The sequence below is a fragment of the Rhodococcus sp. Ni2 genome (assembly GCF_021352185.1).
GTDB lineage: Bacteria > Actinomycetota > Actinomycetes > Mycobacteriales > Mycobacteriaceae > Rhodococcus_F > Rhodococcus_F qingshengii.
The window spans coordinates 1,218,546-1,229,866 of the sequence record NZ_WOXZ01000002.1; the positions used below are offsets into that span (position 1 = coordinate 1,218,546).

General features: G+C 64.4%; 10 protein-coding genes. 3 read left to right on the forward strand and 7 right to left on the reverse strand.

Annotation, left to right across the window (positions count from 1 at the left end; translation table 11 throughout):
• The first annotated feature begins 44 nt into the window (after positions 1-44).
• Complete coding sequence (locus tag GN300_RS19325; RefSeq protein ID WP_063315121.1) at positions 45-3,293, forward strand: BTAD domain-containing putative transcriptional regulator; 3,249 nt, start codon at positions 45-47, stop codon at positions 3,291-3,293.
• Positions 3,294-3,314: 21 nt separating this feature from the next.
• On the opposite strand, the gene GN300_RS19330 is transcribed toward GN300_RS19325, so the two are convergent.
• Complete coding sequence (locus GN300_RS19330; protein WP_003941848.1) at positions 3,315-4,142, reverse strand: ABC transporter permease; 828 nt, start codon at positions 4,140-4,142, stop codon at positions 3,315-3,317.
• On the reverse strand, positions 4,139-5,146 hold the full coding sequence (locus GN300_RS19335; RefSeq protein WP_003941960.1) for a daunorubicin resistance protein DrrA family ABC transporter ATP-binding protein: 1,008 nt from the start codon (positions 5,144-5,146) through the stop codon (positions 4,139-4,141). Before GN300_RS19335 ends, GN300_RS19330 begins: the two co-directional genes overlap by 4 nt.
• Positions 5,147-5,300: 154 nt before the next feature.
• Here GN300_RS19335 and GN300_RS19340 point away from each other — a divergent pair, with 154 nt between their 5' ends.
• The gene (locus tag GN300_RS19340; protein WP_063314762.1) at positions 5,301-6,194 is read left to right on the forward strand and encodes a type IV toxin-antitoxin system AbiEi family antitoxin domain-containing protein; all 894 of its coding nucleotides are present in this window, start codon (positions 5,301-5,303) and stop codon (positions 6,192-6,194) included.
• 54 nt (positions 6,195-6,248) lie between these two features.
• Here the strand turns inward: GN300_RS19340 and menE are convergent, their stop codons facing one another.
• The 5 genes from menE to GN300_RS19365 are packed head-to-tail and all read right to left on the reverse strand — an operon-like array spanning position 6,249 to position 9,560.
• Positions 6,249-7,388, reverse strand: a complete 1,140-nt coding sequence (gene menE, locus GN300_RS19345) for an o-succinylbenzoate--CoA ligase (protein WP_063315120.1) — start codon at positions 7,386-7,388, stop codon at positions 6,249-6,251.
• A complete protein-coding gene (locus tag GN300_RS19350) occupies positions 7,385-7,687 on the reverse strand; it encodes a DUF3349 domain-containing protein (RefSeq protein ID WP_003941976.1) in 303 nt (100 codons plus the stop codon). Before GN300_RS19350 ends, menE begins: the two co-directional genes overlap by 4 nt.
• Positions 7,688-7,691: 4 nt before the next feature.
• Positions 7,692-8,027, reverse strand: coding sequence for a DUF3349 domain-containing protein (locus tag GN300_RS19355; RefSeq protein WP_003941853.1), 336 nt, complete (start codon positions 8,025-8,027; stop codon positions 7,692-7,694).
• Between the two features lie 54 nt (positions 8,028-8,081).
• The gene (locus tag GN300_RS19360) at positions 8,082-8,345 is read right to left on the reverse strand and encodes a hypothetical protein (protein ID WP_003942079.1); all 264 of its coding nucleotides are present in this window, start codon (positions 8,343-8,345) and stop codon (positions 8,082-8,084) included.
• A gap of 15 nt (positions 8,346-8,360) precedes the next feature.
• Positions 8,361-9,560, reverse strand: a complete 1,200-nt coding sequence (locus GN300_RS19365) for an inorganic phosphate transporter (RefSeq protein ID WP_063314761.1) — start codon at positions 9,558-9,560, stop codon at positions 8,361-8,363.
• 284 nt (positions 9,561-9,844) lie between these two features.
• Between GN300_RS19365 and GN300_RS19370 the strand changes: the two genes are divergently transcribed.
• Positions 9,845-11,269 (forward strand): ABC transporter substrate-binding protein, encoded by a 1,425-nt coding sequence (locus GN300_RS19370; RefSeq protein WP_063314760.1) that lies wholly within the window; start codon positions 9,845-9,847, stop codon positions 11,267-11,269.
• Positions 11,270-11,321 lie beyond the last annotated feature (52 nt).

Sequence of the window (11,321 nt, forward strand, 5' to 3'; positions counted from 1 at the left end):
GATCTTTGCACTGTGCAATACGATCGAACGCGGTGGATCAGCACATGACTCGAGACGTGAGTGAGCGCGCCAGGTACGCGCAGTCGGGCGAAGACCTGGCAGACATTGCCTTGCTCGGACCCGTTTCGACCAAAGTGGGCGATCGTCTGGTTCCGTTGCCGGGTCCGCGAGCTCGAACTCTTCTGGTTGCGCTGGCTCGCAATCCGGGTGAGCCACGTACCGCGCAGAGCCTGATCGACGACGTCTGGGGGCTGGAGCCGCCGCGCTCACCGATGAACGCCCTCCACACTCAGGTCTCGCGCCTGCGATCTGCACTCCCGGACGGGGCCCTCGAAGTCACGGCGGCCGGATACCGGCTCACTCTCGCTCGGGAGCGTGTCGACCTGGCCAGGGCTGCGGACGCCGCCCGTGGTCTGCGCACCGTCGGCGCCGACGCGTCCGAAGCGCTCGCCGTCACGACCGCGTCATTGCGCCTGTGGCGCGGTACCCCCGGGAGTGACGTCGTCGGCGACGTTGCAGATCGTCTGGCGCTCGACGCAGGCCGGGTGTACGACGAACTGGAGACGGCGCAGATCGACGCGTTGCTCACATTGGGGGAGTACGCGGCAGCCATTCCCCTGGTGCGCGGACGCCATCTGGCGAGCCCATTCGACGACACAGCGGCCGAGGCGTTGATGCGTGCGCTCGCCGGAGCAGGCCGAGTCAACGAGGCACTCGAAGTGTTCGCGGAGTTCCGCAACCACCTCGCCAATCGCCTGGGCGCTGATCCGTCACCCGCACTGGTGACTCTCAACGCGGAACTTCTCGGGGCACCTGCGGCTACACCGCGGGCCGCCCGTGCGATCGGTCTGCGCGCTGCCCCCAACACCTTGCTCGGTCGCGACAACGACATCGACCAGATCGAATCCTTGCTCGCCCGCTCCCGCGTCGTCACCATTCTCGGGCCTGGTGGCGCCGGAAAGACCCGTCTTGCACACGAATTGGGCCTGCGCGGATCCGTGAACCAGCCGGGCGTCTCGGTGGTCCTCGTGGAGTTGGCGTCGTTGCGCAGCAGCGAAGATGTCATCGCGGCCATCGGAGGCACCCTCGGAATCAGCGAATCCGATCTGGCGCCAGGCAAATTGACCGTCGGCCGAACGCATTCGGCGAGAGAGCGACTCAAAGAGGCGCTGTCTGCCGGTCCGATGTTGCTCATCCTCGACAATTGTGAGCACGTGATCGGCGCGTGTTCGGAGATCGTGGCCGAGATGATCGCGGCCGGTCGTCAGCTGACGGTTCTGACCACCAGTCGTTCTCCGCTCATGATCAGTGCCGAGGCGGTGTACCCGTTGCCGCCGTTGGCGATCGACGACGGAAGCGGCTCGGCAGTCGAACTCTTCTCGGCGAGAGCCCGTGCGGTGCGGCCGTCTGTTCATCTGGATGTCGACGCGGTAGTCAAGCTGTGTACGACGCTCGACGGACTCCCGCTGGCGATCGAGCTCGCTGCCGCGCGGGTCCGCACCATGAGCGTCGACGAAATCGGTTCGAGACTGCGAGACAGGTTCGCGTTGTTGCGCTCCGATGATCCGACGTCTCCGGATCGGCATCGCACCCTGCACGCGGTGATCGACTGGAGCTGGAATCTGTTGGGCAGCGGGGATCAGATCGCGTTGCGTCGATTGTGCCGATTCCCGGCCGGCTTCACCCTTTCTTCGGCGCAGGCCGTTGCCGGGTGGGGCGAGTTGACCGATGTGGCAAGTGCCGTCGAAGCGCTGGTGAATCAGTCACTTCTTTCCGTCAGCGACGGGCAGGGAGATCTTCGGTACTACATGCTCGAGACTGTCCGTGAATACGGCGAGGAGCAACTCGCCGCGTCCGGAGAGGGACCGGAAGTGATTCGGCGCCTCGACGACTGGGCGATTGCGATCGCCGAGGATGCCGTCGTGCGTGCACGGACGGATCAGCTCCGTCTGATTGCCGACCTCGACGCCGAGCACGACAACCTTCTGGCTGTACTTCGCTGGGCCGTGGAACGCGGCGACGCGGTGACCGTAGCCAACGTCTTCCCCGTCCTTGCGATTCTGTGGGCCGTACGAGGATCGAACTCGGAAATCTCGAACTGGGCGTCGAAGATCGTCGGGGCGACCGCGGACAACGATCTGCGCGACGTGAATGCAGAACTGGTGGGCGCTACGTTCATCCTGGTGGCGATGCATCTCTTCTTCGGAGAGGCCGATCGAAACCATGCCCGTGCGCGGATCCGACTTCGAAAGCTGTTGCGTGAGCGCGATGATCTCGGTCCGTTGTTCGCATTTCTGATCAAGCTGACCACGAGTGGGATCGCCAACCACAAACTTGCGCGGTTGGTGGCCGAAGGCGTTCGCAGTTCCGATCCCGAGACCCGAATGGCGGCGCTGTCCGCGCGTTCGAACATGCGGGAGAACATCGGAGATCTGCGCGGTGCGTTGCTGGACGGGGAGACTCTGTTCGACTACGCCACCAGCATCGGTGACGAGTGGGGTCTGGCGATGGCGGCCCAACATGTCGGGTCGGTTCACAGCCAATCCGCCCGCTATGGCGAGGCCATCGAGTTCTACGCGATCGCGGCGGCGTCGATGGAACGCCTCGGTGCGCGTGACGAGGCGATGCAGCTCATCTGCTTTCAAGCCGGAGCAATGATCGCGGCCGGTGACACCGCTGGTGGTCGGGTGCTTCTCGATCGTGCACGTCCGGCATTGGCGCATTCGGGTGGGGCCGGGGCCATCGAAACCGATCAACGGCGCGCGGCGCTCATAGCGAGTATCGCCGAGGCGGATCTCGCGGACGGCCGTATCGACGAGGGCTTGGCTCGGTATCGAGAAGCGCTGGAGCTGTTGGGTTCTGCGATCGAGAACATCTTCGGTGATCCCTTCGTCGTTCTGCTCGGTGCCGCGGCTGTGTGCGCTCACGCAGTTCACGGCCGGCACGAACTGGTGGCGGGCCGCGTTCTGCAGATGAAGGAGTCGAGTGCTCTCAAGCTCGATCCCAACGGTTACGCGGACCTGCCGCTCGCGGGTTCGTTGGCGTCGGCGATCGGGTCGTTCGATCTTGTCACGGGCAACATCGAACGCGGAGTCGAACTGATGGCTTTGTCGTTGAAAATGCCGGGGAGACAAGACTTCGTCTCGCTCCATCACGCGCGCCTCTCCGACTTCGCGGTTGGTCTGGTCGGAGCCGACAGGTGGTCTGTGGAAACCGAGAAGGTATCGGGTTACTCACGCAGAGCGGTCCGCGAAGCAGTGTTGGCTGCGCTTCGCGGACCGATGCTGGACTAGGTCTGGACGATGGTGCGGGACTTATGTCTTGCGCATGTACATCCGCACGGTCAAAGGTGCCATGACGGCAACGATCACCGCGGCGCCCACCAGCGACCACACGACGTGGATACCGAAGTGGCCGTCGTTGGCCAGCTCGCGAACCGCGGTCACCAGGTGTGAGACCGGATTGACGTTCACGAACTTCTGAAGCCAACTCGGCATGGTGGCAGGATCGACGAACGCATTCGACAGGAACGTCAGCGGGAACAGCACGAGCATCGAAACACCCTGCACCGTGGACGCTTTGTTCATCAGCACGCCCATGAGAGCGAAGATCCAGCTGATGGAGAAGGCGCACACCATGACCAGGATCGCGGCAGACAGAATGCCGACCACGCCGCCTGCGGGGCGGTAACCCATCGCGAAACCGACGATGAACGTGATGGTCGTGGCGATGCCGTAGCGCACGACGTCGGCGAGCAATGCACCGGACAGCGGGGCGATACGAGCGATGGGAAGGGACTTGAAGCGGTCGAACACGCCCTTGTCCATGTCCTCACGAAGCTGCGTGCCCGTGACGATGGAACCGGTGATGACGGTTTGGACGAGGATGCCGGGGATGATCGTCGGCAGATATGCCGTCACGTCACCGGCGATCGCGCCGCCGAAGATGTAGGTGAACATCAACGTGAAGATGATCGGCTGGATGACGACGTCGAACAGTTGCTCGGGGTTGTGCTTGATCTTGAGAATTCCGCGGTACGCCATCGTGAACGTGTTCGCGAAGCTCTGCTGCAGGCTGATGCGGCGGGGTGCGGCATCCGGCTGGGCTATCGGCGACCGGGGTTTGGTGAGAGTGGTTGTCATGCGACGCTCCGATCGGAGTCGTTGTCGGACTGGGCGTCGTTGCGACCACCGTCTTCGGGCTGGTGCCCGGTGATGGTCAGGAACACTTCGTCCAGGCTGGGTTTCTGTACGTTGATTTCGTCGACGGCGATACCTTGCTCACGCAGACGGATCAACAGGTCCGCCGTGATCGACGGGTCGCTCAGCGGGGCGGTGATCCGCCCGACCTCGGGAGTGACACCCACCTCGACGCTCAGCGCAGCGGCGATGAGCGAGCGAGCCTCCTCGGTGCGATCACGATCGACCAGCTTGAGTTGGAGCGAGGAGATCCCGACCGAAGCCTTGAGTTCGTCGGCGGTGCCGTTGGCGATCACGCGGCCGCGGTCGATCACCGCGATGCGATCGGCCAGTTGATCGGCTTCGTCGAGGTACTGCGTGGTGAGCAACACCGTCGAACCCTCGGCGACGAGTCGCCGGATGGTCACCCACATCTGGGCGCGGGTGCGCGGATCGAGGCCGGTGGTGGGCTCGTCGAGAAACAGCAGCGGCGGGCGCGCGATCAGGCTTGCCGCCAGATCCAGGCGTCGACGCATGCCACCGGAGAAGTTCTTCAGCGGTTTGGTCGCGGCCTCGACCAGATCGAACTCCTCGAGGAGTTCCAGGGACTTGGTGCGCGCATCGCGGCGGCTCAGGCCGAGCAGCCGCGAGAAGATCACGAGGTTCTCGGTCGCCGTCAGATCCTCGTCGACGGAGGCGTACTGACCGGTGACGCCGATCAGGGATCGGACCGCGGTCGGTTCACGGCTGACGTCGTGGCCGAAGATGCGCGCCTCACCGCCGTCGGGGCGCAGGAGAGTGGCGAGCATGCGGACGGTGGTGGTCTTGCCGGCGCCGTTCGGCCCGAGGACGCCGAACACCGAGCCGGTGGGGACGGTGAGGCTGACGCCGTCGACCGCGCGGTGCTCGCCGAACTTCTTGACGAGTCCGTCGGCCTCGATGGCAAGAGGCGAAGCTGTGTGGTTCATGGGATGAAGCTTGGCAGACCGATCTTGCATGGACCTTGCGTGGAACTTGCGGTTACTTGCACAGTGCGCGAGGTCGGTGCTCCACAACCGGCAAACAATCCCCAGACGGATCTTGCTTGTCGGTGTGCGGGCGCGGCGGCATCACGCTCGCTGCATGGAGATTCTTACGCGGGCACAGGCTCACCGGGACGGCACCAGCGACGCGCAGTTGCAGCGAGCGGTCAGGCGCGGCGAGCTGCACCGAATCGCAGCGGGGATCTACATGCGCGCCGATCACTTCCGCGAACTCGATGCGAGAGCACGCCACCGCTGCGCTGTCATGGTAGCCACCGAAAGCTGTGGACCAGGCGCAATCGTGAGCCACGCTTCGGCAGCGGTCATGCACGGATTGGATTGCGGCGGATTGCGATTGGACACCGTGCACATGACGCGTAACCGGTGCTCGGGTGGGCGGAAGAGTCAAACCTTGCATCTTCATCCGGCAGTGGTCCCGGCCGAGGAGGTCGTGCTGATCGACGGCGTCGCAACCACGTCGCTTGCGCGAACGTTCGTCGACCTCGCACGGACGACGCTGTTCGAGACCGCCGTGGTGATCGGTGATTGCGCCCCGCGACGTGGGATGAGGCGTGAGAACGTCGACGCTTCGCTCGATCATGCGCGCGGACGGCTGGGAATGAGTCGCGCTCGAGTGGCGGCGACGTTCATCGAACCAGGTGCCGAGAGTCCGGGGGAGTCCATCAGCCGGGTACGCATGCGCGACGACGGTTGGCCGATGCCGACCCTGCAGCACGAGATCCGTCACGGTGGCCGGTTCATCGGGAGAGTCGATTTCTTCTGGAAAGAGCACGGTGTGGTGGGCGAGTTCGACGGGATGGTCAAGTATCGCGGCGACAATCCGGGGAGGGCGGTAGAGCGCGAGAAACTGCGGGAGGACGCGATCCGGGACGCGGGGTTCGAGGTGTTCCGGTGGGTATGGGCGGATCTTCGCGACTTCGAACGTGTCCGCGAAAGGTTCGAGCGGGCTTGCCTCCGCGGAGCCGCGCGCTGATTGTGCAGCCGCGGCGCTGATCAGGCCTGCGGCTGAACAATCGGGCTGCGGCTGCTAGCTGAACCGCGCTACCAGGGCGGCGCGGTCGAGCTTGCCAGGTCCGCGCAGGGGGAGCGCGTCCAGGACGAAGAGTTCCCGCGGCGCTGCGGTGACGTCGAGTGTCCGCTGAGCATGTGCGCGTAGTTCGTCGAGCGTCGGAGCTTCGCCCTCGGGTACGACGACGGCCACCACCCGCTGCCCCAGCCGCGGGTCCTCGATGCCGATCACCGCGCACTCGCGAACGGCGGGGTGATCGGCCAGCGCGGCCTCGACCACCTGCGGTACGACGGTCAGCCCGCCGGTGGAGATTGCCTCGTCCAACCGGCCGGTGATGCGGAGGACTCCGTCGACCACTGATCCGGCGTCGTCGGTCCGGAACCACCCGGGCTCGGCGAAAGCGGGGTGGTCGGCAAGCCCGCGGTACCCGGACGCGAGCATCGGACCGCCCAGCAGAACTCGGCCGTCGTCGATACGAATCTGCGCTCCGGACAACGGGATTCCGTCGTAGACGCAACCGCCGGACGTTTCGCTCATCCCGTAGGTGCGGACGACGGTGATGCCCGCTTCGGTGGCCTGCGCGAGTACCGGTGCGGGAGTAGCAGCGCCGCCGAGCAGAACCGCGTCGAGCGAAGCCAGAGCCTCGACCGCGGCGCGATCACCGAGTGCCTTGACCAACTGCGTCGGCACCAACGAGGTGTAGCGGCGCGGTCCGCTCATCGCGGCGACAGCGCCCGGCAATGCGGCAGGGTCGAAACCCGCACTGACGTCGACGATCACCGGTTGTGTTCCGGCGAGGACACTGCGCAACAGAACTTGCATCCCGGCGATGTGGTGCGGGGGGAGAACCAGTAACCAGGATCCGGTGCCGCCGAGGCGTTCGTGGGTCGCGTCGCCGCTGGCTCGCAGTGCGCTCGCGGTGAGCATCGCGCCCTTCGGGGTTCCGGTGGTCCCCGACGTGGCGACCACCAGCGAGATGCCGTCGTCGATTGGCTGATCGGGGTGCAGAGCGTCGCTCAGTCGGGCCGTCTCGCGTGCGTCGGCCGCCGGGACGGGAAGCACGGCGTCGTGCACGCCGTCCAGGATCTGCGCGATGGCAGGCAGTACCTCGAAGACCGCCTCACCCTGTGGAACGGCCAGTGTGCGAAGAACGTTCACCGGACGTCCGGCCCGGCCAGCGGCCAACCACCGGCAGCCAGATGGCTTCGTACGCGGTCGACGTCGGTTTCGAGTGGCATCTCGTTGGTGATCTTCGTGATGAGGACCTGGATGTCGGTCTTCTCGATGGGCAGATCGCCGTCCTCGATCAACGCATCGGCGACGGCGTCGACCTCGGTTTCGGAGAGTCTGCGAGTGAGGAGCGCGAAAAGTGGGATGTAGTCCTGCTCGGGGACGCCATTGGGATAGCCGGCCCGCAACCAGCCGACTATCGACGTGAGGAAGGGCGGAAGGGCCATGACGTCAGCTCACGTCTCGAACTTCGTTGTCGGTGTCCACGTCTTCGATGACCGGCCACCCACCTGCGCGCAGCCTTTCGGTGACACGATCGACGTCGTCCTCGGACGGCTCCTCGTTGAGGATTCCCTCGATGATGGCGCGGATGGTGTCGTAGTCGACATGGCGGTCCGGCACTTCGTGTGCCGACTCGATGGACATCGAAACGACCTGCTCGATCTCCTCGTCGGTCAGACGACGACGGAGAACGGCGAGCAGCGCAAAATGATCCTTGTCCGGGATGCCCTCGGGATACCCGGCACGCAGCCAGTCGAGCACGCTGCGCAATGAATACTTGCTCAAATCCTCGGCCTCATTTTCGTTTCGGTGGTTTCAGTGGTGTGCCGCGACGACCACTCAGAAGACGTGGATTCCGAACGTGCTGGCCAAGAAGTTCTTCATCAACAACAGTATTCCGGCGAAGATCGTGACGAGCACGACCGCAAAACAGAGGTACGCACCCATTTTACCCAGGGTGGACGGTCCTTCGGTGCCGTCGGCGTTCGGCAGACTCAGCGACTTGAGGCCGAAGGCGAAGATCGCCGGCAGTCCGGCTCCGAAGAGCAGTCCCACTGCCACTACCTGCCAGAGCGAATCGAGGGTATCGGTGAGTAGATGCATTCTCTTGCGCCCCTTTCAGGAGTTGCGAGTGGGTTCGGTGGACGGAGTGGGATCAGCAGTCGGAATCTCGCGAGCCGTCGCATCCGGATTGTCGTCCCATTCGGCGGTCACGTTGGCGGCGTCTACGGGTTCCTTACGCGAACGCAGGTACATGAAGATCGCGAACGCGATGAGGGCAGCGAAGACGACGAGCACGCCGGCCAGGCCGCCGATCAGATGCGCGAGTGCCCAGCAGATGGCGCCGACCACTGCGGCCGACGGCAAGGTGATCAACCAGGCGGCGGCCATCCGGCCTGCGACGCCCCAGCGGACCTCGGCGCCCTTGCGCCCGATGCCGGTACCGAGGATCGATCCGGTGGCGACGTGGGTGGTCGAGAGGGGGAGTCCGAGGTGGCTCGACGTGAGAATGATGGCGGCGGACGACGCTTCGGCTGCCAGACCCTGCGGCGCGGCGATCTCGACAAGGCCCTTGCCCAGGGTGCGGATGATGCGCCAACCGCCCAGGTAGGTGCCGAGAGCGATCGCGACGGCACAGGTGAACTTCACCCAGAACGGCATCTCGGTCTCGGCGGTGATGGTGCCGTGAGCGACCAGGGCCAAAAAGATGACGCCCATAGTCTTCTGGGCGTCATTGGTGCCGTGCGCAAGTGAGATCAATGAGGCGGTGCCGATCTGGCCGAAACGGAAACCGCGCTCACGCTCGTCTTCCTTGACGGATGCGGTGATTCGGTACACGAGCTTGGTACCGACGCCTGCGACCAGGGCCGCGACGACCGGCGCGAGGATCGCGGGGACGACGACCTTGGTCAGAACTCCACCCCACTCGACGCCGCCCATACCGATGGAGGCGATTGCGGCGCCGATCAATCCGCCGAACAGTGCGTGTGAGGAGCTCGACGGCAATCCGAGCAGCCAGGTCGCCAGATTCCAGATGATTCCGCCGACGAGACCGGCGAAGACGATCAGCAGCAGATCCTGCCCACTGACCGCGCCGAGGTTGACGACGCCTTTGGCCACGGTCGCAGCGACCTCGACGGACAGGAACGCACCGACCAGGTTCAGGATCGCGGAAAGTGTGACCGCAACTTTGGGCTTGAGTGCTCCGGTCGCGATGGAGGTGGCCATTGCGTTACCGGTGTCGTGAAAACCATTCGTGAAATCGAACGCGAGGGCGGTGACAACTACCACCAGGAGGATTACGAGCTCTGCGGTCACAACGTGAATTGTGCGTATCGAACGCGTAAAAGTACAGCGAACGGGATGCGAACAGGGGCTCCGCGGAGTACGTCCCCGCGCGTGGGCTGCGGCGCTGCCGTTCGCGATGTGTTCAGCGCCACGAAATCGGAACCCTGTGTGGGACCTCACTTTTTGGTCTCACTCACCGGGAAGGCACATTCGGACCGTTTTAAACGCTGATTACCTACGGGCACCGAGCGCACCGGAACAGGGGTTTCACCCCTGTTTCTCGGTGTCTGTCAGTGAGAAGGAGAGCTCCGACCGTGAAGCCCAACAAGTCCACGAAGCTGATCGTGGCACTCGCCGCGACCGCCGTTCTGGCGTCAGCCTGCGCATCGAATCGTGGTGACGATCCCTACGCCGTCGCTGTCGGCGGACCCGGCGTCAGCGCAGACCTTGCGTCGAGCACATCCGACGCGAAGTTCGGCACCCTCGATTCGCCCTGTGGTGAAGGCGACGCCACCGGCGCAACCGATCAAGGCGTCAGCGACACCGAGATCAAGATCGGGTTCGGTGACGACCGCGGTTATGTGAAGTCTCCTGGGCTGAACAAGGAAATGAGCGATGCGGTGAACGCGCTCATCTCTTGGTGCAACGATCAGGGCGGCATCAACGGCCGCAAGGTTGTCGGTACCGACTACGACGCCGCGATGACGCAGGCCAACTCGGTCATGCAGGAAGCGTGCGCGAGCCAGTTCATGATGGTCGGCTACGGCTTCGCGATGGATCAGACCGCCGAGCAGACGCGTGTCGCGTGCAACCTGGTGTCCGTGCCAGGCTTCACCGTGTCACCCGACGCAGCCAACGGACCGATGACATTCCAGGGTGTCCCGTTCCCGGTCGACTACGCGAACGGTTCGCAGTGGTTCCAGATGGCCGAGATGCACCCCGATCTGGTGAACGACTTCGACGTCGTCAACAGCACGATGCCCACGATCATCAGCTCCACCACGAAGATTCGCTCGATCGCCGAGGCTGCGGGCTTCAAGCTCAAGGATTGCGGCGTCACACTCAACTACGAGGGGGAATCGAGCTATGTGCCGTTCGCCGAGAAGTACAAGGAGTGCGGCGCGAAGGGGATCTGGACGTCACGATCGGCAAGCCCGTCGGAGCTGAACTTCGTGAAGGCCCTCGACCAGGTCGGGATCGATCCCATCTTCTTCGGTGAAGCCACCTGGTACGGCGCGACCGTCTCCGATTGGAACAAGGACACCGGACTGCTCGACAACCTCAACGCGGGCATGACCTTCCAGATGCTCGAGAACGCGGACAAGGTGCCCGCAGTGAAGAAGTACGTCGATCTGGTCTCCGAGCAGGGTGGCAAGACCGCGCTCCTCGGTATGCAGGCGGCGTCGTCCTTCCTGCTGTGGGCGGCCGCCGCGGACGAGTGCGGTAGCGATCTGACGCGTCAGTGCATGGTGAACGAACTCTCGAACATTCACGAGTGGGACGGCGGCGGATTGCACGCCGTCACCGATCCCGGCAAGAACATGCCGGCCACCTGCGGACTCATGACCTCGTTGAAGGGCAGTAGCTACGCGCAGGCGTTCCCGTCCACCGCGGGCGAATTCAAGTGTGACCCCAAGTACCTCGTCGCGACCGACAAGAGCACCTGGGGGACCGAACTCGGCGCTGACCGCGTGTCGACGAAGTACCAGAACGCCAACGTCATCAAGCCGCAGTCCTGATTCTTCCGACTCGGGCGGCGAGCGCCAACCGCCGCCCGAGTCCCTAACGAGG